The organism is Butyrivibrio sp. WCD2001 (assembly GCF_000424485.1).
GTDB lineage: Bacteria > Bacillota > Clostridia > Lachnospirales > Lachnospiraceae > Butyrivibrio.
Window position 1 is genome coordinate 113,704 of record NZ_KE384200.1, and the last position, 23,761, is coordinate 137,464.

Here is a 23,761-nt window from a genome sequence, read left to right on the forward strand (position 1 = left end):
AGGAAAAAAGTTATGAAAAGAAAAGTATTGTCAATGGTAATGGCATCAGCAATGGCACTTAGCCTTGTTGCATGCGGTGGCGGCGCAAAACAGGAAGCTCCTGCAGAGTCTGCAGCAACAGAGACTCCCGCAGCTGAAGAGACAACTACAGAAGAGCCCGCAGCTGAAGAGACAACAGCTGAAGAGACAACTACAGAAGAGCCCGCAGCTGAAGAGACAACAGCAGCATCTGGCGACCTTATCAAGGTTGGTATCATCAACAACGATCCTAACGAGTCCGGTTATCGTACAGCTAACGATGCTGACTTAAAGGCAATGTTCAATGAGGCAAACGGCTATGATGCTAAGTTTGCTTACAGCTTAAAGAATGATGAGCAGATCACAGCAGCTCAGGGCTTTATCCAGGACGAAGTTGATTATCTTCTTCTTTCCGCAGCTGACACAGCAGGCTGGGATTCAGTTCTTCAGGATGCACAGGCAGCAGGTGTAAAGGTTATTCTTTTCGACCGTACAATCGATGCAGATCCTTCACTCTATGAGGCTTCTATCGTTTCTGATATGGCTAAGGAAGGTGAGATGGCAGTTGAGTGGCTCGCAGGTCAGGGACTTGATGAGTACAACATCATCCACATTCAGGGTGTTATGGGCTCAGCAGCTCAGCAGGGACGTTCCGGAGCTCTTAGCGACAAGGTTGACGCAGAGGCATCATGGAACCTCGTTACACAGCAGACAGCTGAGTGGAATGCAGAGAAAGCTCAGCAGATCGTTCAGTCAGTTATCGATGCAGGCACACCTTTCAACGTAATCTATGCAGAGAACGACGATATGGCTAAGGGTGCAGTTGCAGCTCTTGACGCAGCTGGTATCTCTCACGGCGTTGGCAAAGACGTAATCGTTATGGGTTATGACTGCAACAAGTGGGCACTTGAAGAGCTTCTTGCTCAGAACTGGAACTACGACGGACAGTGCAATCCTTTCCAGGCTAGTTACATCGATGAGATCATCAAGACTCTTGAGAGCGGCGGCACACTTTCAGAGAAGACAATCATCATGGATGAGAAGGGCTTCGATGCTACAACAATTACACAGGATGACGTAGACAAGTACGGAATCTAATAGTTGATTTATTGAGCGGTGCGGAATGTCCGCACCGCTCTTTCTTTTGAAATGGAGTAAGTAGAAAAAAAGGAAAGAGGTAAGTCAGTGGAAGATAACAGAGTTTTGGAAATGCGAGGCATAGTAAAAACCTTCCCGGGTGTTAAGGCTTTGCAGAATGTGGACTTTTCTCTGAATAAAGGTGAGATTCATGCGCTTATGGGAGAAAACGGCGCAGGAAAATCAACCCTGATAAAGGTTCTCACGGGTGTTTACAGTAAGGATGCAGGCACCATCACTCTTGAAGGAAAGGGTGAAGTAGCAATTCACTCACCCCAGGATGCCCAGAAAAATGGCATCAGTACAGTGTATCAGGAGATCACACTTTGTCCTAATCTTACTGTTGCCGAGAACATGTTCATAGGGCGCGGAGAAGGTAAGATAACAAATTGGAAAAAAATGAATGAGGAGGCGGACGAGCTTCTTCAGTCACTGGAAATACCTGCCAAGGCAAAGCAGCAGCTTTCAAACTGCTCCATCGCGGTTCAGCAGATGGTTGCAATTGCAAGGGCGGTAGATATGGATTGTAAGGTGCTTATCCTCGATGAGCCGACATCATCACTTGATGAGCAGGAGGTTGAAAAGCTTTTCGGTCTCATGAGAGATCTTAAGGCCAGAGGCGTAGGTATCATTTTTGTAACCCACTTCCTTGATCAGGTTTACGAAGTTTGCGACAAGATAACGGTTCTTCGTGACGGTCAGCTTGTCGGAGAATATGAGATCAAGGATCTGCCCAGAGTTCAGCTCGTTGCCAAGATGCTTGGTAAAGAGATGGATGACCTCTCGGATATTAAGGGAGAGGGCGGAAGCTATGAAGGTGCGGATGCCGATGAACGTGTATTTGAGGCATCGGAGCTTCAGAGTAATGCAGGAATCAAGCCCTTTGATTTCTATATTAAAAAGGGCGAGGTTAACGGATTTACCGGACTTCTCGGTTCCGGAAGAAGTGAGTGCGTAAGAGCTATTTTTGGAGCAGACAGAGTTCTTAACGGAACTGTAAAGATGCACGGAAAAGAGGTTAAGATCGGCAAGCCGCTCGATGCCATGAAGCACGGAATCGCTTACCTTCCTGAGGACAGAAAAGGTGACGGTATAATCGGTGATCTGTCTGTTAAGGAAAACATAATCCTGGCACTTCAGGTGCTTACCGGATTTTTCAAGCCCTTCAGCAAGGCTCAGGTAAATGCGTTTGCTGAGGAGTACATAAAGAAGCTGAACATAAAGACAGCTTCGGTAGACACACCTATAAAGTCTCTCTCCGGAGGAAATCAGCAGAAGGTTATCCTTGCGAGATGGCTGCTTATGCATCCTGAGTATCTTATTCTTGATGAGCCTACGAGAGGTATCGATGTAGGAACCAAGGTTGATATTCAGAAGCTTGTTCTTGAGCTTGCAAAAGAGGGTATGAGTGTTACTTTCATTTCTTCGGAAACAGACGAGATGCTCAGAACCTGCTCAAGACTTGTGGTTATGAGAGACAGAAAGGTTGTAGGGGAACTCAGTGGCGGTGACCTTACACAGAATAAGATAATGAGTACAATCGCGGGGGATAAGTAAGATATGAGTAAAACAGCAAATAAAGATGAGAACTTTTTCAAAAAGCTCGTTGGAAATCAGTTGTTTATACCGATCCTGGCACTTCTTCTCCTGGCGGTAATAAACCTGATCAATGATCCGGGATTTTTCAAAATAACTCTCGGAACTAACAATGCAGGTAATCCGGTTCTCTCCGGATACCTTATAACAATTCTGGACTACGGCTCAGAGCTTGGTATTCTGGCTATAGGCATGACACTGGTTACAGCTGCTTCAGGCGGACAGGATATTTCTGTCGGCGCTACAATCGCTATTGCTGGTTCTGCTATGCTGAGAGTTCTGTGCGGCGGTACTTCAAGACCTACAGAGCTTGCGGCACCGATCATTGTTGCATTCCTTGTAGCTTGTGTAGTAGGAATGCTCTGTGGAGCTTTTAACGGAATGTTGGTTGCGGTATTCAAGATTCAGCCCATGATAGCGACGCTTATACTGTTTACGGCCGGACGCTCCATCGCAGCGTGGATCAACAACAATGAGCTTCCTATTGTTCCGGATCCCAAGTTCGCATACTTTGGAAGTTTTATTCCCGGAATTCCGGTTCCGACAACAGTTTTCATTGTTATTGCATGCATCATTGTAATCGCACTTGTGCTTAAGTTTACAAACCTCGGTCTTTATACCCAGGCAGTTGGTATCAACGAGAATTCTTCAAGACTCAACGGTATCAATCCTACATTTATAAAGTTCCTCAGTTTTGTTATTCTTGGACTCTGCGTGGCAGTTGCAGCACTTATCAAGGTCAGCAGACTTTCAACCATCAATTATTCCGTTATTGCAAAGGACATAGAGATGGATGCAATCCTTGCGGTTGCACTTGGCGGAAATGCACTTTCCGGCGGTAAGTTTAATATGTGGGCTTCTATTTTGGGAGCATATGTAATTCAGTTCCTTACAACAACTCTCTATAAATTCAACGTTCAGTCGGATGCTCTTGCAGCATACAAGGCAGTAGTCGTTATCGTACTTGTTGTGTTCTCTGCTCCGACAGTGAGAGATTACATGAAGCAGCTTACCAAGAAGGTCGCACCTGCGAAGAAGGAGGTGGCCTGAATGAGCGGTTCAAAGAAAAACATATTCGGGAAGATGAATGATACTTCTCTTCTCCTTACTATTACTATAGTGATTTTCTTCCTTATGTATATCGGAGCTATTGTGTTCCAGGGGGGTGCTTTCACAAAGCCCCAGATGTTCTTTAACATCCTGAATGCAAATGCGGCTCTCATTATTACAGCATGCGGAATGAGCGTGGTTATGATCTCCGGCGGAATCGATATTTCAGTCGGCGGTGTCGTTGCTCTTGTTTCCATGTGCTGCGCGGTTTATCTTGATTATCACGACGGAAGCATCATCGGATCAATACTTATAGCTCTTGGCATCGGTATTGCTTACGGCTTAGTTCAGGGCTTCCTTGTAGCTTATCTTGATATCCAGCCTTTCATCGTTTCCCTTGCAGGTATGTTCTTTGCAAGAGGTATGACAACTATTGTTAACACAGCTCCTTTCAATGTTGCTGATGAGGAGTTTACAGCCCTTAAGCTTACAAGAATTATTATTCCCGGAATGGGAACCACAAACAAAAAGGGCATTTATGTACCTGCCTATGTAGAAATCGGTGTAATCGTTGCGCTGATAGTTGTAGCCGTTTTGTTTATTGCTCTTCGCTGGACAAAACTCGGCCGCAGTTTTTACGCAGTGGGCGGCAACAAGCAGAGCGCACTTATGCTTGGTATCAATGTAAAGAGAACAAAGTTCCTTTCACACATGATCTGCAGCGTTCTCGCAGGTATCGGCGGTTATGTTTATTTCCTCCATGTTGGTTCAGGTTCAGCCAGCCATGCGATGGGTATGGAAATGAACGCTATCGCATCATCAATCATCGGTGGCACAATGCTTACCGGTGGTGTAGGAAATATTATCGGAACACTTTTCGGAGTGCTCTCACTTAGTACAATTCAGAACATCGTTTCGTCAGCAGGTCTTGACCAGGCTTGGTGGACCGGTATCACAATCGCAGCGATGCTCTGCATATTCCTTCTGATCCAGAGCGTGGTTATGGCTCAGAAAAAGAAAGCATTAAAAGCATGAAAAAGATTGCCACACTACTTACCTTACTGCTCCTCCTGCCGGCTCTTGCAGCCGGCTGCGGGAGCAGTGCCATTAAAGAAGAAAGCACAGATGAAACCGTTGAAGAAGATCTCATAACTGTGGGATTTTCACAGCTTGGTGCGGAATCCGACTGGAGAAATACCAATACAATCTCCATGCAGGAGGCCTTCACCAGGGATAACGGTTTTAATCTTGTATATAAAAACGGACAGCAAAAACAGGCTAACCAGATAACTGCAGTCAGGATGTTTATTCAGCAGGGCGTCGATTATATCGTGCTTGCTCCCGCAACAGAGACAGGATGGGAATCAGTTCTGACGGAAGCCAGAGACGCAGGAATACCTGTTATTCTAGTGGACAGAAGAGTTGATGTAGCAGATAAAACACTCTTTTCCTGCTGGGTTGGTTCGGACTTCGAGCTTGAAAGTAAGAAGATGACCGAATGGCTAAGGAAATTAACTGAAGTACGAAACATCTCACCTGAGGAGCTTCATATAGTAAATATCCAGGGGACGATGGGATCCACCGCTCAGATCGGAAGAACCAGGGGACTGGCCAATGCAGCAAGGGAGAACGGCTGGGATCTCATAACAGAGGTCAGCGGTGACTTTACTGAAAATAAAGGCAGGGAAGTCATGGCTGCAATGCTCAAGGGGTATGACAACATCAACGTGGTTTACTGCGAGAACGACAATATGGCTATAGGTGCAATAGACGCCTTGGAAGCGGCAGGAAAACGCGTGGGACCCAATATAAAAAACGGAGAAGTAATGGTGGTCTCTTTTGATGGCGTGAATGAAAAGTCCCTTGAATATTGCAGAGAAGGAAAGATATCCTGCATAGCAGAGTGCAACCCGCTCCACGGTCCCAGAGTCCGGGCGCTTATTGAGGCTCTGGACAAAGGAGAGACTCCGGAAACCTTCAACTATGTTGATGAGAAGATATTCAGTTCTCTTAACACGGTAAAGAGTGTTACTGTGGATGGCATAGAGTATGCGGTTGAGGAGCCCTGAGAGGGCGTTCCCAAAGGATGACGGAGCCTGTTTTGGCAGTGCTGCCATGTTTTATGTTGATAATATTTTTGTTATTTGTTAGAATGTCATGTGAGATTTTGTCTTTATTAAAGTAGGAGGCGAATCAGAGGCCTCCTACTTTTTTACATGTAATTATTTAAACGGAGTGTTAAGAAATGAGCATTATTGATAAGATCATCGGTACACACAGCGAGAGAGAGCTTAAGAGAATCCAGGGAACTGTAGATAAGATCGAGAGTCTGCAGCCTGAGATGAAGAAACTTTCCGATGAAGAACTGAAGGCTAAGACCGATGAATTCAAGAAGAGACTTGAGAGTGGGGAGACGCTGGACGACATTTTGCCCGAGGCATATGCCACTGTTCGTGAGGCAGCATGCAGAGTACTCGGTATGGAACATTTCCGCGTTCAGCTTATAGGTGGAGTTATTCTTCATCAGGGTCGTATCGCAGAGATGCGTACCGGTGAAGGTAAGACCCTTGTGGCTACCCTTCCTTCATATCTTGATGCACTTGCAGGTAAGGGTGTTCATGTTGTAACGGTCAACGATTACCTTGCTAAGCGTGATGCTGAGTGGATGGGAAAAGTTCATGAGTTTCTCGGATTGACTGTCGGTGTTGTTCTTAACAGCATGAACAGTGAGGAGAGACAGGCAGCTTATAACTGCGACATCACTTACGTTACCAATAATGAACTAGGTTTCGACTATCTTCGTGATAATATGGCTATTTACAAAGAGCAGTGCGTTCTTCGCGGACTTAATTACGCCATCATCGATGAGATTGACTCAATTCTTATCGACGAAGCCCGTACACCTCTTATTATTTCCGGTCAGAGCGACAAGTCCACAAAGCTCTACGAGGCTTGCGATATCCTCGCTAAGCAGATGACTCGCGGTGCTGATATGGAAGAGTTCTCCAAGATGGATGCCATCATGGGTATCGAGCAGGAGGAGTCCGGAGATTTCATAGTTAATGAGAAGGATAAGCTTGTAAACCTTACTGCACAGGGTGTTGCTAAGGTTGAGAACTTCTTCAGAATAGATAACCTTGCTGATCCCGAAAACCTCGAGATCCAGCACAACATAATCCTTGCTCTTCGCGCAAACAACCTTATGGCGAAGGATCACGACTACATTGTTAAAGATGATGAAGTACTTATCGTCGATGAGTTCACCGGTCGTGTAATGCCCGGACGTCGTTACTCAGATGGTCTCCACCAGGCTATCGAGGCTAAGGAGCATGTAAAGGTTAAGAGAGAATCCAAGACACTTGCTACCATTACTTTCCAGAACTTCTTTAACAAGTTCGAGAAAAAGTGTGGTATGACAGGTACTGCTCTAACAGAGGAGCGCGAGTTCCGTGATATCTACGGAATGGACGTTATAGAGATTCCTACCAACAGACCTGTTATCCGTAAGGACCTTCAGGATGCTGTTTACAAAACAAAGAAGGAGAAACTCAATGCTGTAGCTGATGCTGTTCAGGCAGCTCATGAAAAGGGACAGCCTGTTCTGGTTGGTACCATAACAATTGAGTCTTCAGAGGAAGTAAGTAAGCTCCTTAAAAAGAGAGGAATCCCGCACAACGTATTGAATGCGAAGTTCCATGAGATGGAAGCACAGATTGTCGCAGAGGCAGGAAAACACGGCGCTGTTACAATCGCTACCAACATGGCAGGACGTGGTACCGATATTAAGCTTGATGACGAGGCACTTGCAGCCGGCGGTCTTAAGATTGTGGGTACAGAGCGTCATGAGAGTAGACGTATAGATAATCAGCTTCGTGGACGTTCAGGACGTCAGGGAGATCCCGGTGAATCAAAGTTCTATCTTTCACTTGAGGATAACCTTCTTAGACTGTTTGGTTCAGAGAGACTTATCTCTATGTTTAATTCCCTTGGTATTCCGGAGGGACAGGAGATTGAGCATAAGGCTTTGTCAAAAGCAATCGAGTCAGCTCAGAAGAAGATCGAGGATAACAACTTCGGTATTCGTAAAAACCTTCTTGAGTATGACCAGGTTAACAATGAGCAGAGAGAGATCATCTATGACGAGCGCAGACGTGTTCTTAACGGTGACAGCATGCGTGATACTGTTTATAAGATGATTACGGATATAGTTGAGGAGGCTGTGGAGACAGTAGTAGGAGAGGTGACCGATTCCGATGAGTGGAATCTTACAGAGCTCAATGAGCTTCTGCTTCCTACGATTCCGCTTAAGAAGATCAATCGCGGACGGATCAACAAGCTTACCAAGAACGGCCTTAAGCAGCAGCTCAAGGAAGAGGCAGTTAAGCTCTATGAGGAAAAAGAAGCGGAGTTCCCGGAACCCGAGACAATCCGTGAGATCGAGCGTGTAATCCTCCTTAAGGTTATCGACAGAAAGTGGATGGACCACATTGACGATATGGATCAGCTTCGTCAGGGTATCGGCCTTCAGGCTTTCGCTCAGAGAGATCCTAAGATTGAGTACAAGCTTGCCGGTTTTGAGATGTTCGATGAGATGACACGTAACATCAAAGAAGATACCGTAAGACTTCTCTTCCACGTTCACATCGAAGAGAAGGTGGAGCGTGAGCAGGTTGCAAAGGTAACAGGTACCAATAAGGACGACAGTGCTGCGAAGGAACCCGTTAAGCGTATGGAAGCCAAGGTCTATCCCAACGATCCATGCCCTTGCGGAAGCGGTAAGAAATTCAAAAACTGCCACGGCAGAATGCAGTAACAATTACTGCCTTCCCCTTTTTAAGGGGAAGGTGGCCGCGAAGCGGCCGGATGAGGTTTATCTTGGATGGAATTATAATCCAAGTTTTTTTATGGAAGGATTCAAGTATGGTAATTTTAGATCAGATGAAGGTTGAACTCTCAAACCTGAGGGGGACTCTCGACGAGGTGACAGGTTCACTTGACCTTGATTCAAAGAAGAAAATGATCGAAGAGCTTTCCCGTGAGATGGAAGAGCCTACCTTCTGGGATGATGCTGAGAAGGCCAACAAGAAGACAAGAAATCTTAAGAACATGCAGGATCTTGTTGCAGAGGTAGAAGGCCTTCACAAACAGTACGACGATATGATGGATCTCATCGACCTTCAGAATGAAGAGGGTGTTGATGATGACGATATGGCTGCAGAGATCAGGTCAGAGCTTGATCAGTTTGAAGATACTCTTGAGAAAATCCGTATCAGTAACCTTTTGAACGGACCTTATGACAAATATGATGTAATCCTCAGACTTAATGCAGGTGCAGGTGGAACAGAGGCTTGCGACTGGGCATCAATGCTCTACAGAATGTACACCAGATGGGCTGAGAGAAAGGGCTTCTCAACAGAAGTTCTTGACTATCTCGATGGTGACGAAGCCGGAATCAAGTCGGTTACATTCCAGATTTCAGGAACTAATGCTTACGGACTTCTTAAGTCAGAGCACGGTGTTCACAGACTTGTTCGTATCAGCCCGTTCAATGCACAGGCTAAGAGACAGACATCATTCGTTTCCTGTGATATCATGCCTGATATTGAGGAAGATGTAGATATCGACATTAACCCTGATGACCTTAGAATTGATACATATCGTTCAAGTGGTGCGGGTGGACAGCACATCAATAAGACATCATCTGCTGTGCGTATCACACATATTCCTACAGGTGTTGTAGTTGCTTGTCAGAATGAGCGTTCTCAGTTCCAGAACAAGGACAAGGCAATGCAGATGCTGAAAGCAAAGCTCTTCATTATGAAACAGGAAGAGCAGGCAGCGAAGCTTGCAGGTATCAGAGGTGAGGTAATGGATAACGCATGGGGAAGTCAGATCAGATCCTATGTCCTTCAGCCTTACACAATGGTTAATGATACTCGAACAGGTTTTAAGGCGTCTAATGCTGACGGAGTTCTTGATGGGGATCTTGATCCGTTCATCAATGCGTATCTTAAGTGGCTCGCAACCGGTGGTAAGCCTGTTGGAGACACAGAAGAAGAGTAACATCAAATATTAAGAAACTGATTATAAACTTTTGAAAAAAGTTGTTGACACAGTTGTATTATTGTGTTAATCTACTCAAGGTCGTTATGACCAGCCGAAGACAGTAGGTGTCATTTGATGACGTAAGCACAGCGCCTACCGAGGAAAAAGTTTTAATATGACTTTTATACCTCTTGTCTTTGTGATAAGAGGTTTTTCTTTGGCGGTAAATTCTATAAGGAGGTAAAAAGATGGCAAAGGTTGAATTAAAACAGCCCGTAGTAAAAGAGATTTCTGAGAAAATTCAGAACGCTCAGGCACTCGTACTTGTAGATCACCGTGGTTTAACTGTTGCTGAGGACACAGAGCTTCGTAGAAAGCTTCGTGCTGAGAACGTCAGCTACAAGGTTTACAAAAATACGATGATGAACTTCGCATTCAAGGGCACAGATTTTGAGCAGCTTTCAGATCTTCTTAACGGACCCAGCGCACTCGCTATTTCCGAGACAGATCCTGCAGCTCCTGCACGTGTGCTCTGCGATTTCGCAAAGAAGGCAAAGGCACTTGAGATCAAAGGTGGTGTGATCGAGGGCAAGCTGTATGATGCAGAGGCACTCAAGGAGATCGCAAACATCCTTCCCAAGGATCAGTTGCTTTCCAAGTTGCTTGGTTCTATGCAGTCACCTATCACAAACTTCGCTCGCGTTATTAAGCAGATCGCTGAGAAGAAGGCTGAGGGCGGTGAAGAAGCAGCACCTGCAGCAGAAGCAGCTCCTGCAGAGGAGGCTCCCGCAGCAGAGACAGCTGAGGCTCCTGCTGAAGAGGCAGCAGCAACAACAGCTGAGTAATATTTTAATTTTGAAAACAAACTTATTTTTAATGGAGGTAAATAATAATGGCAAAGTTATCTACAGCAGAGATTATCGATGCAATCAAAGAGTTATCAGTTCTTGAGCTTAACGATCTCGTTAAGGCTTGTGAGGAAGAGTTCGGCGTATCAGCAGCAGCAGGTGTTGTTGTAGCAGCAGCAGGCGGCGCAGCAGCAGGTGCTGAGGAAGAGAAGTCTGAGTTCAACGTAGAGCTTACAGAAGTAGGTCCTAACAAGGTTAAGGTTATCAAGGTTGTTCGTGAGATCACAGGTCTTGGTCTTAAGGAAGCAAAGGATCTTGTAGACAATGCTCCTAAGATGATCAAGGAAGGCGCTTCTAAGGAAGAGGCTGATGACATCAAGGCTAAGGTTGAGGCTGAGGGTGCTAAGGTTACTCTTAAGTAATCCATCACTTATGAATTTACTGAAGGGAAGATACGCAGGTATCTTCCCTTTTTCGTTTCAAAAAAATAGATAAAAAAATTACTTGACGCGCGAAAAAGCTTGTTGTACAATGGATGATGCACTATTGTGGAGTGGTGGGCTTTTGCGCGCTTTTTTAGAGTACAACAGCTCAGCAGCCAAATAAAAAATAAGAACGGGGTGAATGTCAATGGAAAAAAACAGATTGCATCCTAGTGGTACTGGTAAGAATGTACGTATGAGTTTCCAGCGCCAGAAGGAAGTCCTGGAGATGCCGAACCTGATCGAAGTTCAGAAGAACTCCTATCAATGGTTCCTTGACGAGGGCCTTAAAGAGGTCTTTGACGATATCTCTCCTATTGAAGATTACAGCGGTAAGCTGAGTCTTGAGTTTGTTGATTTCAAGCTTTGTGAAGATGAAATCGATAAAAACAAGAACACAATCGAGAAATGTAAAGAGAGAGATGCAACTTTTGCAGCACCGCTTAAGGTTATGGTCCGTCTTAACAATAAGGAGAGCGGAGAGATCGCAGAGCATGAGATTTTTATGGGTGATCTTCCTCTTATGACAGCAACCGGAACCTTCGTTATCAACGGAGCAGAGCGTGTAATCGTCAGCCAGCTTGTACGTTCCCCCGGTATCTATTACGATATTACTCGCGATAAGATCGGTAAAAAGCTTATCGCATGCACCGTTATTCCTAACCGTGGTGCATGGCTCGAGTATGAGACCGATTCCTATGACGTATTTTATGTAAGAGTAGACAGAACCAGAAAAGTACCGGTTACTGTCCTGATTCGTGCGCTTGGAATCGGATCCAACGAAGAAATTTTAGACCTGTTTGGTGATGAGCCCAAGATCCAGGCTTCATTTACAAAGGATCCCTCGACTGATTACCAGAGTGGTCTTCTTGAGTTGTATAAAAAGATTCGTCCCGGCGAGCCTCTTAGCGTAGAAAGTGCAGAGAGCCTTATTACAGCTATGTTCTTTGATGCAAGAAGATATGATCTTGCAAAGGTTGGACGTTATAAGTTCAATAAGAAGCTTCACTTCAAGAACAGAATTAATAAGCAGATTCTTGCAGAGGATGTTATCGATGAGAACACAGGCGAGATGATTGCAGCTGCAGGCACAAAGGTTGATCGTGCTCTTGCAACTGACATTCAGAATGCAGGTATTCCTTATGTTCTTATTCAGGGCGAGGAGCGTAATATCAAGGTTCTTTCTAATATGATGGTTGATATTACAAGCTTTATCGATTGTAATCCTGAAGAGCTCGGAATTACTGAGGATGTTTATTATCCTGCACTCAGAGATATTCTTACAGAGTATGCTGATAAGGATCCTGAGAGCCTTGCTGACGTTATCAGAAAGAATGTAAACGAGCTTATTCCTAAGCACATTACTAAGGAAGATATTCTTGCTTCCATTAACTATAATATGCACCTTGAATATGGTATTGGCCATGACGATGATATCGATCACCTTGGTAATCGTCGTATCCGTTGTGTTGGTGAGCTTTTACAGAACCAGTACAGAATTGGTCTTTCCAGACTTGAGCGTGTTGTTCGTGAGCGCATGACAACTCATGACGCAGATGAGATCTCAGCACAGAGCCTTATCAACATCAAGCCTGTACAGGCTGCTGTTAAGGAGTTCTTCGGATCTTCACAGCTGTCACAGTTCATGGATCAGAACAACCCTCTTGGTGAGCTTACACATAAGCGTCGTCTTTCCGCACTTGGTCCCGGCGGTCTTTCAAGAGACAGAGCAGGATTCGAGGTTCGAGACGTACACTATACTCACTACGGACGTATGTGCCCTATCGAGACTCCTGAAGGACCCAACATCGGTCTTATCAACTCACTTGCAAGTTATGCAAGAGTTAACCAGTATGGTTTCGTAGAGGCTCCTTATCGTAAGGTAGATCGCACAGATCCTCAGAACCCTCGTGTAACTGATGAGGTTGAGTATCTTACAGCGGATGAAGAAGATAATTTCCATGTAGCTCAGGCTAACACACCTCTTGATGAGAACGGCTATTTCAAGAAGAATAATGCTTCAGGCCGTTACAGAGAGGAGACTTCCGAGTATCCGAAGACAATGTTCGAGTACATGGACGTATCACCGAGAATGGTATTCTCAGTTGCTACAGCGCTTATTCCTTTCCTTGAGAATGACGATGCTAACCGTGCTCTTATGGGATCAAACATGCAGCGTCAGGCAGTACCGCTTCTTACAACAGAGGCACCTGCAGTAGGAACAGGCATGGAGCAGAAGGCAGCTGTTGACTCAGGTGTTTGCGTAGTTGCTAAAAAAGATGGTGTTATCGACTTTGTTGACAGCAAACTTATTCAGATGACTTATGATGACGGTGAGAAGGAAGAGTATCACCTTATCAAGTTCCAGAGAAGTAACCAGAGTAACTGCTATAACCAGAGACCTATAGTATTCAAGGGTGACCATGTTAAAGCAGGTCAGGTTATCGCTGATGGTCCTTCCACTTACATGGGTGAGCTTGGTCTTGGTAAGAACCCTCTTATCGGATTTATGACATGGGAAGGTTATAACTACGAGGACGCTGTTCTTCTTAGTGAGAGACTTGTTCGTGACGATGTATTCACTTCTATTCATATTGAAGAGTATGAAGCAGAAGCTCGTGAGACAAAGCTCGGACCTGAAGAAATCACAAGAGATGTTCCCGGTGTCGGCGATGAAGCACTTAAGGACCTTGACGATCGCGGAATTATTCGTATCGGTGCAGAGGTTCGTGCGGGTGATATCCTTGTAGGTAAGGTTACTCCTAAGGGAGAGACAGAGCTTACAGCAGAAGAGAGACTCCTTCGTGCCATCTTCGGTGAGAAGGCACGTGAGGTAAGAGATACATCACTTAAGGTTCCTCACGGTGAGTATGGTATCGTTGTTGATGCCAAGGTATTCACAAGAGAGAATGGTGATGAACTCAGCCCGGGTGTAAACCAGGCAGTTCGTATTTATATAGCACAGAAGAGAAAGATTTCAGTCGGAGATAAGATGGCTGGTCGTCACGGTAACAAGGGTGTCGTTTCCCGCGTGCTTCCTATTGAAGATATGCCGTACCTGCCTAACGGACGTCCGCTGGATATCGTGCTTAATCCTCTTGGCGTGCCTTCTCGTATGAATATCGGACAGGTCCTTGAGATTCACCTTTCACTTGCTGCTAAGGCTCTTGGATTCAATATTGCAACACCTATTTTTGATGGTGCTAACGAGAAAGATATACAGGCTACTCTGACCATGGCTAACGATTATGTAAACAGCTCATGGGAAGAGTTTGAAGAGAAATATAAAGATTCTGTTGATCCCGAGATCATGAAGTATCTATATGACAACAGAGATCACAGAGAGCTTTGGAAGGGTGTTCCGATCCACACAGATGGTAAGGTACAGCTTCGCGACGGACGCACAGGTATTCCGTTCGATTCACCGACCACTATCGGACACATGCATTACCTTAAGCTCCATCACCTTGTTGATGATAAGATCCATGCACGTTCAACCGGCCCTTACTCACTGGTTACACAGCAGCCTCTTGGCGGTAAGGCTCAGTTCGGTGGACAGCGTTTCGGAGAGATGGAAGTTTGGGCTCTTGAGGCTTATGGCGCAGCTTATACACTTCAGGAGATCCTTACAGTTAAGTCTGATGACGTTGTTGGTCGTGTTAAGACTTACGAAGCTATCATTAAGGGTGATAATATCCCTGAACCCGGAGTACCTGAATCCTTCAAGGTCCTTTTGAAGGAACTCCAGTCACTTGGTCTGGATGTACGCGTACTTCGCGAGGATAATACAGAGGTTGAGATCATGGAGTCAGTTGATTACAGTGATTCTGACTACCGCTATGAGATCGAAGGTGAGGTTAACCGCGATTACGATCGTGAGAATCTTGCTGAGAACGGTTATCAGACACAGGCTTTTGATGAAGACGGAGAGCTTGTGACTGAAGATGAAGACGGAGCAGCTTTCGAGGAAGAATTTGATGCTGCAGACGGTCTTGATGACAACTTTTAATATGCGGTAATAAAGTAACTGCAATCATGTAAACAACAGAAAAGAGGTTACGAATGTCTGATTCTACAATGAATAAAGCAATAAACGATGCTTCAAGCGGAAGATCTTCAGCAGCACCGACATATCAGCCAATGACTTTTGACGCAATTAAGATTGGTCTCGCTTCTCCTGAGAAGATCAGAGAGTGGTCACATGGCGAAGTATTAAAGCCTGAGACAATCAACTATCGTACACTTAAGCCTGAGAGAGACGGTCTCTTCTGTGAGAAGATTTTCGGACCCACAAAGGATTGGGAGTGTCACTGCGGAAAGTATAAGAAGATTCGTTACAGAGGTGTTATCTGCGACCGTTGCGGCGTTGAGGTAACAAAGAGCAGTGTTCGTCGTGAGCGTATGGGCCACATCGAGCTTGCTGCTCCTGTATCACATATCTGGTATTTCAAGGGTATTCCCAGCCGTATGGGCCTTATCCTTGATCTTTCACCCAGAGTACTTGAGAAGGTTCTCTATTTCGCATCATATATAGTTCTTGATGCAGGTGAGACTAACCTTGAGTACAAGCAGGTTCTTTCAGAAAAAGAGTATCAGGATGCTCGTGAAGAGTGGGGCGGAAAATTCCGTGCCGGCATTGGTGCAGAGGCTGTAAAAGAGCTTCTTATGAGCATCGATCTTGAGGCAGAGTATCAGGAACTCAAGGAAGGCCTTGATACTTCAAGCGGACAGAAGAAACAGCGTATCATCAAGAGACTTGAGGTTGTTGAGTCTTTCCGTGAGTCAGGTAATGATCCGTCATGGATGATTCTTGACTGCATACCGGTAATTCCTCCGGATCTTCGTCCTATGGTTCAGCTTGATGGTGGACGTTTTGCTACATCAGATCTTAATGATCTGTATCGTCGTATCATCAACCGTAATAACCGTTTGAAGAGACTCCTTGACCTTGGAGCTCCGGATATTATCGTAAGAAACGAGAAGCGTATGCTTCAGGAGGCAGTTGATGCCCTTATAGATAACGGTAGACGTGGAAGACCTGTAACAGGCCCCGGAAACCGTGCACTTAAGTCACTTTCAGACATGCTTAAAGGTAAGGGCGGTCGTTTCCGTCAGAACCTCCTTGGTAAGCGTGTTGACTATTCAGGACGTTCAGTTATCGTCGTAGGCCCTGAACTTAAGATATATCAGTGCGGACTTCCTAAGGAAATGGCTATTGAGCTTTTCAAGCCCTTCGTTATGAAAGAACTTGTTTCCAGAGGAATCTCACAGAATATAAAGAATGCCAAGAAGCTTGTTGAGAGACTTGATGAGCAGGTATGGGATGTGCTTGAGGATGTAATCAAAGAGCACCCTGTAATGCTTAACCGTGCTCCCACACTTCACAGACTTGGTATTCAGGCGTTTGAGCCCATCCTTGTAGAAGGTAAAGCTATTAAGCTTCATCCTCTCGTATGTACGCCTTTCAATGCGGACTTCGACGGTGACCAGATGGCTGTACATCTTCCGCTGTCAGTTGAGGCACAGGCAGAGAGCAGATTCCTTATGCTTGCTCCCAATAACCTGCTTAAGCCTTCAGATGGTGGCCCTGTAAACGTTCCTACTCAGGATATGGTCCTTGGTATCTACTATCTTACACAGGAGCGTGAAGGTGCTAAGGGCGAGGGTAAGTTCTTCAAGAGCATTGATGAAGCTATCCTTGCATATGAAAATGATTACATTACACTTCAGTCAAAGATTACTATCCGTGTAAGCCGTAAGAACGAGAACGGTGAGGAAGAATCAGGACTTGTTGAATCTACACTCGGAAGATTCCTGTTTAATGAGTTCATTCCTCAGGATCTTGGATTTGTAGATCGTTCCGTACCGGAGAACAAGTATAAGCTTGAGATCGACTTCATGGTTGGTAAGAAGCAGCTGAAGAAGATTGTTACAAATATGATCAATACTCATGGAACATTTGCTACAGCAGAGGTTCTTGATAAGATCAAGTCTACAGGTTATCACTACTCAACAAGAGCTGCCATGACTGTATCAATCGCAGATATGACAGTGCCTCCGCAGAAGCAGGAGATGCTTGATAAGGCTCAGGCAGTAGTTGATGAGATTGCAACAAACTACCGTCGTGGTCTTATGACAGACGAAGAGCGTTATCGTCTTGTAGTTGAGACTTGGATGGAGACAGATAAACAACTTACAGATGTACTTCTTAAGGGACTTGATAAGTACAACAACATCCACATGATGGCTGATTCCGGAGCCCGTGGTAGTGATCAGCAGATCAAGCAGCTCGCAGGTATGCGTGGACTTATGGCTGATACAACAGGTCGTACAATCGAACTTCCTATCAAGTCAAACTTCCGTGAAGGTCTGGATGTTCTGGAGTACTTCATGTCAGCGCATGGTGCTCGTAAGGGTCTGTCAGATACAGCTCTTCGTACAGCCGATTCCGGATACCTGACACGTCGAATGGTTGACGTATCTCAGGAGCTTATCATTCGTGAGCTTGACTGTAGTGAAGGAAAGGCTACTATCCCCGGAATTACCGTCAAGGAATTCAAGGATGGTAAGGCTATGATCGAGCCTTTAGAGGATCGTATCACAGGAAGATATACATGTGAGGACATCAAGGATAAGGATGGTAACATCATTGTTAAGAAGAATCACATCATTACGCCCAGCCGTGCTAAGAGAATTCTCAGTGAGGGTGTTAACAGTAATGGTGATCCTGTAACAAAGGTTAAGATTCGTACAATCCTTACCTGCCGTTCACACATCGGTATCTGTGCTAAGTGCTACGGAGCAAACATGGCAACAGGTGAGCCTGTTCAGGTTGGTGAGACAGTTGGTATTATCGCTGCTCAGTCAATCGGTGAGCCCGGTACACAGCTTACCATGAGAACCTTCCATACCGGTGGTGTTGCCGGTGGCGATATCACACAGGGTCTTCCCCGTGTTGAGGAACTTTTCGAGGCAAGAAAGCCTAAGGGACTTGCTATTATTTCAGAGCTTGATGGTACAGCTACCATTAAGGATACAAAGAAAAAGCGCGAGGTTATCATCACAAACAATGAGACCGGAGAGTCCAAGGCATATCTCATTCCTTACGGATCCAGAATCAAGGTTATGGATAACGAGCAGGTTGAGGCCGGTGACGAGCTTACAGAAGGTAGTGTAAATCCTCATGATCTTCTTAAGATCAAGGGAATCCGTGCAGTTCAGGATTATCTGCTCCGCGAGGTTCAGAGAGTTTATCGTCTGCAGGGTGTTGATATCTGCGATAAGCATATCGAGGTTATCGTTCGTCAGATGCTCAAGAAGGTTCGTATTGAGGAGAGCGGAGATACAAACTTCCTTCCCGGAACACTTGTTGACGTACTCGACTTTGAGGATGACAACGAAAGACTTATCAGCGAAGGCAAAAAGCCCGCTGAAGGCAAGCAGGTTATTCTTGGTATCACCAAGGCAGCGCTTGCAACCAACTCATTCCTGTCAGCAGCTTCATTCCAGGAGACCACAAAGGTTCTTACAGATGCAGCTATTAAGGGTAAGGTTGATCCGCTTATCGGACTTAAGGAAAATGTTATTATCGGTAAGCTGATTCCTGCAGGTACAGGTATGAAGCGTTATCGCAACACAGCGCTCAATACAGATGCAAACTTCAAGGATCCCGAGAAGCTCATCTTAAAGAAGCGTCTTGATGATGACGATGAGATTATTACTGACCTCGACACAGATGCAGAAGAAGTAGTTGTAGCTGATGATGAGGAGTAAGTACTTTTCGAAATTATGAAAAGTATATAAAATAGTGCAATTTTAATTAGATTGTGCTTGACAAGGCAAATTTATATATTTATACTTAAAAACTGTGCGACGAGCGAGAGGGTAACTATGCCCTTTCGCTTGATGCATGTCGGTGATTGCGGGTTTTCTCATGTCAGGAGATAACTTGTTTATCATAAATGTTTTACCAATTAATACAGGAGGTGAAAGGAATGCCAACATTTAACCAGTTAGTTCGTAAAGGTCGTCAGACTTCCGAGAAGAAGTCTACAGCTCCTGCGCTTCAGAGAGGTTTCAATTCTCTTCACAAGAAGGCGATTGATACATCTTCTCCTCAGAAGAGAGGCGTATGCACAGCAGTTAAGACCGCTACACCTAAGAAGCCTAACTCTGCTCTTAGAAAGATCGCCAGAGTACGTCTTTCAAACGGTATCGAGGTAACAAGCTATATCCCCGGAGAAGGTCACAACCTTCAGGAGCATAGCGTAGTTCTCATCCGTGGCGGAAGAGTTAAGGACCTGCCTGGTACAAGATATCACATTATCCGTGGAACTCTTGACACAGCAGGTGTTGCAGACCGTAAGCAGGCTCGCTCCAAGTACGGCGCAAAGAGACCTAAGGCTGCAAAGTAATCTAAGTAACTATCATAACAAGATCTAATTTTTATTAAGTGTTGGTACTTTTTTTCATATTTAATATATAGAATTAAGAGAACCGCACGTACACTAAAATTAGTGAGTACCTATGATCTATAGTAAACAGATGAAGACTGACACTCATCTGCGATTCTAAAGGAGGGAAGAACCGTGCCGCGTAAAGGACATATTGTAAAACGTGACGTATTAGCGGATCCTTTATACGATAACAAGGTTGTAACCAAGCTTATCAACACAGTTATGCTTGATGGTAAGAAGGGTGTTGCACAGAAGATCGTATATGGTGCATTCGCACAGGTAGAGGAGAAGGCTGGTAAGCCTGCTCTTGAAGTATTCGAGGGTGCTATGAACAACATCATGCCCGCTCTCGAGGTAAAAGCTAGACGTATCGGTGGTGCTACATATCAGGTACCGATCGAGGTTCGTCCGGACAGACGTCAGGCTCTTGCACTTCGCTGGCTTGTAACATTTTCTCGTAACAGAGGCGAGAAGACCATGGTTGACAGACTTGCATCAGAGATTCTTGATGCATTCAACAACACTGGTGCATCTGTAAAGAGAAAAGAAGATATGCACAAGATGGCAGAAGCAAACAAGGCATTCTCACACTACAGATTCTAATAGAATTTTGGTGTCGGAAACGTCGATTATTATTAGGAGGATAAACCTTTGGCTGAAAGACAATATCCATTGGAGAGAACCAGAAACATCGGTATTATGGCTCATATTGATGCCGGTAAGACTACTCTTACAGAGCGTATTCTTTACTACACCGGTGTTAACTATAAGATTGGTGAGACCTACGAAGGTACTGCTACCATGGACTGGATGGAACAGGAGCAGGAGAGAGGTATCACAATCACATCTGCAGCTACAACATGCCATTGGACACTTCAGGAAAACGGAAAGGTTAAGCCCGGTGCTCAGGAGCATCGTATCAACATTATCGATACTCCCGGCCACGTTGACTTTACCGTTGAGGTTGAGCGTTCACTTCGTGTACTTGATGGCGCTGTAGGCGTATTCAGTGCAAAAGAAGGCGTTGAGCCTCAGTCTGAGAACGTTTGGCGTCAGGCTGATGGATTTAATGTTCCTCGTATGGCATTCATCAACAAGATGGATATCATTGGAGCAAACTATTTCGGAGCTGTTGAGCAGATCAGAAATAGACTTAAGAAAAATGCTATCATGATCGAGATCCCAATCGGAGCTGAGGATCAGTTCCAGGGTATAATCGACCTTTTTGAGATGCAGGCTTATATCTATAATGATGATAAGGGTGAAGATGTAACAATCGGAGAGATCCCTGCAGATCTTAAAGATGATGCTGAGCTTTATCATGGTGAGCTTGTTGAGAAGATCTGTGATCTTGATGACGAGCTTATGATGAAGTATCTCGAAGGTGAAGAGCCTACTAAGGAGGAGCTTAAGGCTGCTCTTCGTAAGGCTACTTGTGAGTGTAAGGCTTTCCCTGTATGCTGTGGTTCTGCACACAGAAACCGTGGTATCCAGAAGCTTATCGATGCTGTTATCGAGTTCATGCCTTCACCTGTTGATATCCCTGCTTGTAAGGGTACTGACATGGATGGCAATGAGGTTGAGGTTGAGTCAACAGATGATGGCCCGTTCGCAGCTCTTGCATTCAAGATTGTCAGCGATCCTTTCGTAGGAAAGCTTGCATTCTTCCGCGTATATCGTGGTACAGCAAATTCAGGTTCTTATGTACTTAACAGTACTAAGGATAACAAGGAACGTCTTGGACGTATCCTTCAGATGCACGCTAACAAGCGTTCAGACCTTGATAAGGTTTACTCAGGTGATATCGCTGCAGCTGTTGGTCTTAAGAACACAACTACAGGTGATACACTCTGTGATGAGAAGAACCCCGTAATCCTTGAGTCTATGGAGTTCCCGGATCCTGTTATCGAGCTTGCTATCGAGCCTAAGACCAAGGCTGGTCAGCAGAAGCTTGACGAAGCTCTTATGAAGCTTGCTGAAGAGGATCCTACATTCAGAGCACATACAAATTCTGAGACAGGTCAGACTATCATCGCTGGTATGGGTGAGCTTCACCTTGATATCATCGTTGACAGACTTCTTCGTGAGTATAAAGTAGAGGCTAACGTTGGTGCACCTCAGGTTGCATACAGAGAAGCTCTTCTTAATGCTTGCGATATTGAAAGTAAGTATGCTAAGCAGTCCGGTGGACGTGGTCAGTATGGTCACTGTAAGGTTCGTTTCGAGCCTATGGATGCCAACGGAGAGAACCTTTACCAGTTCGATAGCGAAGTTGTCGGTGGATCTATTCCTAAGGAATACATCCAGCCTATCAGCGAGGGTATCGAAGAGGCTATGAAGGCAGGCTCTCTCGGCGGATTCCCGGTTGTTGGTGTACATGCAACAGTTTATGATGGATCATACCATGAAGTCGATTCTTCAGAAATGGCATTCCACATTGCCGGATCTATGGCATTCAAGGATGCTATGGCTAAGGGCGGAATGGTTCTTCTTGAGCCCATCATGAAGGTTGAAGTTACAATGCCCGAAGAGTACATGGGTGATGTTATCGGTGACGTTAACTCACGTCGTGGACAGGTTGAAGGTATGGACGACATGGGCGGTGGAAAGATTGTCAGAGCACATGTTCCGCTTGCTGAGATGTTCGGATATGCTACAGACCTTCGTTCAAGAACTCAGGGTCGTGGTAACTACTCTATGTTCTTCGAGAAGTATGCTCCTGTTCCGAAGAACATCCAGGAGAAAGTACTTTCCAACAAAAATTAATAAATAAATTAAGGGCGGCAACGATTTCTAACGAAATCGTGCCACAAAGCCCTTGTTTATACTATTTTATGCTTGATTTCAAGTGTAAATTTTAATATAATCGATATAGTCGGTTATTATGAGAAAAAATGTTGAAGTAACATTTTTATTTAAGGAGGATATTTAAAAATGGCAAAAGCTAAGTTTGACAGAAGTAAGCCGCACGTAAACATTGGTACAATCGGACACGTTGACCATGGTAAGACAACTCTTACAGCAGCTATCACAACTGTTCTTGCAGACAGAGGATTCAGCCCTGCTGTTGCTTTCGATCAGATCGATAAAGCACCCGAGGAAAAAGAGCGTGGTATCACAATCAACTCAGCTCACATCGAGTATGAGACAGCTACAAGACACTACGCACACGTTGACTGCCCTGGCCACGCTGACTATGTAAAGAACATGATCACAGGTGCTGCACAGATGGATGGTTCTATCCTCGTTGTTGCTGCTACTGATGGTGTTATGGCTCAGACAAGAGAGCACGTTCTTCTTGCTCGTCAGGTAGGTGTTCCTTACATCATCGTATTCATGAACAAGTGCGATATGGTTGATGATCCTGAACTTCTTGACCTTGTTGAGATGGAGATCAGAGACCTTCTTACAGAGTATGAGTTCCCTGGAGATGATATTCCGATCATCCGTGGTTCTGCACTTAAGGCTCTTGAGGATCCTAAGTGTGAGTGGGGCGATAAGATCATGGAGCTTATGGATACAGTTGATTCTTACATCCCTGAACCTACTCGTGAGACAGATAAGCCTTTCCTTATGCCTGTTGAGGACGTATTCACAATCACAGGTCGTGGAACAGTTGCTACAGGTCGTGTAGAGAGAGGTCACCTCAACCTTAACGACGAAATCGAAATCGTTGGTATCAAGGAAGAGTCTTCTAAGTCTGTATGTACTGGTATCGAGATGTTCCGTAAGACTATGGATTACTGTGAAGCTGGTGACAACGTGGGTCTTCTTCTTCGTGGTGTAGACCGTGACGGTATCCAGAGAGGTCAGTGTATCACAAAGCCCGGTTCTGTAACTTGCCACAAGAAGTTCACAGCAGAGGTTTACGTTCTTACTAAGGACGAGGGTGGACGTCATACACCTTTCTTCAACAACTATAGACCTCAGTTCTACTTCAGAACAACTGACGTTACAGGTGTTTGCAATCTTCCCGAGGGTACAGAGATGTGCATGCCTGGTGACCACGTAACAATGTCTATCGAGCTTATTCACCCCATCGCTATGGAGCAGGGTCTTAAGTTCGCTATCCGTGAGGGTGGACGTACAGTTGGATCAGGTAAGGTTGCTACAATCGTTGAGTAATTAC

The 23,761-nt window shown here is 45.1% G+C and carries 15 protein-coding genes and 1 other annotated feature; all 15 genes read left to right on the forward strand.

The features are described 5' to 3' along the window. Positions 1–12 precede the first annotated feature (12 nt). Positions 13–1,116, forward strand: a complete 1,104-nt coding sequence (locus G630_RS0118440) for an ABC transporter substrate-binding protein (RefSeq protein ID WP_026499421.1) — start codon at positions 13–15, stop codon at positions 1,114–1,116. A 111-nt stretch (positions 1,117–1,227) separates the two neighbouring features. Continuing rightward, positions 1,228–2,712: a sugar ABC transporter ATP-binding protein gene (locus tag G630_RS22835; protein WP_044959994.1), complete on the forward strand. Its 1,485-nt coding sequence runs from the start codon at positions 1,228–1,230 to the stop codon at positions 2,710–2,712. A gap of 3 nt (positions 2,713–2,715) precedes the next feature. Further along, positions 2,716–3,801 (forward strand): ABC transporter permease, encoded by a 1,086-nt coding sequence (locus G630_RS0118450; protein WP_026499422.1) that lies wholly within the window; start codon positions 2,716–2,718, stop codon positions 3,799–3,801. Continuing rightward, on the forward strand, positions 3,802–4,836 hold the full coding sequence (locus G630_RS0118455) for an ABC transporter permease subunit (RefSeq protein ID WP_022760809.1): 1,035 nt from the start codon (positions 3,802–3,804) through the stop codon (positions 4,834–4,836). Then, positions 4,833–5,870, forward strand: coding sequence for an ABC transporter substrate-binding protein (locus G630_RS0118460; RefSeq protein ID WP_026499423.1), 1,038 nt, complete (start codon positions 4,833–4,835; stop codon positions 5,868–5,870). Before G630_RS0118455 ends, G630_RS0118460 begins: the two co-directional genes overlap by 4 nt. A 176-nt stretch (positions 5,871–6,046) precedes the next feature. Further along, entirely contained in the window at positions 6,047–8,614 is a 2,568-nt protein-coding gene (secA, locus tag G630_RS0118465; protein WP_022760811.1) for a preprotein translocase subunit SecA, read from the forward strand. A gap of 107 nt (positions 8,615–8,721) precedes the next feature. Further along, positions 8,722–9,864, forward strand: coding sequence for a peptide chain release factor 2 (prfB, locus tag G630_RS0118470; RefSeq protein ID WP_026499424.1), 1,143 nt, complete (start codon positions 8,722–8,724; stop codon positions 9,862–9,864). Between the two features lie 76 nt (positions 9,865–9,940). After that, positions 9,941–10,071: a sequence feature (ribosomal protein L10 leader region), on the forward strand. 23 nt (positions 10,072–10,094) lie between these two features. Then, complete coding sequence (gene rplJ, locus G630_RS0118475; protein WP_022760813.1) at positions 10,095–10,691, forward strand: 50S ribosomal protein L10; 597 nt, start codon at positions 10,095–10,097, stop codon at positions 10,689–10,691. A 47-nt stretch (positions 10,692–10,738) separates the two neighbouring features. Next, positions 10,739–11,116, forward strand: coding sequence for a 50S ribosomal protein L7/L12 (gene rplL / locus G630_RS0118480; protein ID WP_022760814.1), 378 nt, complete (start codon positions 10,739–10,741; stop codon positions 11,114–11,116). Between the two features lie 208 nt (positions 11,117–11,324). Continuing rightward, the gene (gene rpoB, locus G630_RS0118485; RefSeq protein WP_022760815.1) at positions 11,325–15,185 is read left to right on the forward strand and encodes a DNA-directed RNA polymerase subunit beta; all 3,861 of its coding nucleotides are present in this window, start codon (positions 11,325–11,327) and stop codon (positions 15,183–15,185) included. Positions 15,186–15,253: 68 nt separating this feature from the next. After that, positions 15,254–18,949: a DNA-directed RNA polymerase subunit beta' gene (gene rpoC / locus G630_RS0118490; RefSeq protein WP_044928007.1), complete on the forward strand. Its 3,696-nt coding sequence runs from the start codon at positions 15,254–15,256 to the stop codon at positions 18,947–18,949. Positions 18,950–19,170: 221 nt separating this feature from the next. After that, positions 19,171–19,590, forward strand: coding sequence for a 30S ribosomal protein S12 (rpsL, locus tag G630_RS0118495; protein ID WP_022760817.1), 420 nt, complete (start codon positions 19,171–19,173; stop codon positions 19,588–19,590). A 174-nt stretch (positions 19,591–19,764) separates the two neighbouring features. Then, a complete protein-coding gene (gene rpsG / locus G630_RS0118500; protein ID WP_022760818.1) occupies positions 19,765–20,235 on the forward strand; it encodes a 30S ribosomal protein S7 in 471 nt (156 codons plus the stop codon). Between the two features lie 48 nt (positions 20,236–20,283). Beyond that, complete coding sequence (gene fusA / locus G630_RS0118505) at positions 20,284–22,398, forward strand: elongation factor G (protein WP_022760819.1); 2,115 nt, start codon at positions 20,284–20,286, stop codon at positions 22,396–22,398. 168 nt (positions 22,399–22,566) lie between these two features. Beyond that, the gene (gene tuf / locus G630_RS0118510; RefSeq protein ID WP_022760820.1) at positions 22,567–23,757 is read left to right on the forward strand and encodes an elongation factor Tu; all 1,191 of its coding nucleotides are present in this window, start codon (positions 22,567–22,569) and stop codon (positions 23,755–23,757) included. Positions 23,758–23,761 lie beyond the last annotated feature (4 nt).

Excerpts from the sequence above, each read along its gene's own strand:
- rpoC (WP_044928007.1), top strand. The coding sequence starts at position 15,254 with ATGAATAAAGCAATAAACGATGCTTCAAGCGGAAGATCTTCAGCAGCA.
- rpoB (WP_022760815.1), top strand. The coding sequence starts at position 11,325 with ATGGAAAAAAACAGATTGCATCCTAGTGGTACTGGTAAGAATGTACGT.
- G630_RS0118455 (WP_022760809.1), top strand. The coding sequence starts at position 3,802 with ATGAGCGGTTCAAAGAAAAACATATTCGGGAAGATGAATGATACTTCT.
- prfB (WP_026499424.1), top strand. The coding sequence starts at position 8,722 with ATGGTAATTTTAGATCAGATGAAGGTTGAACTCTCAAACCTGAGGGGG.
- rpsL (WP_022760817.1), top strand. The coding sequence starts at position 19,171 with ATGCCAACATTTAACCAGTTAGTTCGTAAAGGTCGTCAGACTTCCGAG.
- G630_RS0118440 (WP_026499421.1), top strand. The coding sequence starts at position 13 with ATGAAAAGAAAAGTATTGTCAATGGTAATGGCATCAGCAATGGCACTT.
- G630_RS22835 (WP_044959994.1), top strand. The coding sequence starts at position 1,228 with ATGCGAGGCATAGTAAAAACCTTCCCGGGTGTTAAGGCTTTGCAGAAT.
- G630_RS0118460 (WP_026499423.1), top strand. The coding sequence starts at position 4,833 with ATGAAAAAGATTGCCACACTACTTACCTTACTGCTCCTCCTGCCGGCT.
- rplL (WP_022760814.1), top strand. The coding sequence starts at position 10,739 with ATGGCAAAGTTATCTACAGCAGAGATTATCGATGCAATCAAAGAGTTA.
- secA (WP_022760811.1), top strand. The coding sequence starts at position 6,047 with ATGAGCATTATTGATAAGATCATCGGTACACACAGCGAGAGAGAGCTT.
- G630_RS0118450 (WP_026499422.1), top strand. The coding sequence starts at position 2,716 with ATGAGTAAAACAGCAAATAAAGATGAGAACTTTTTCAAAAAGCTCGTT.
- rplJ (WP_022760813.1), top strand. The coding sequence starts at position 10,095 with ATGGCAAAGGTTGAATTAAAACAGCCCGTAGTAAAAGAGATTTCTGAG.
- tuf (WP_022760820.1), top strand. The coding sequence starts at position 22,567 with ATGGCAAAAGCTAAGTTTGACAGAAGTAAGCCGCACGTAAACATTGGT.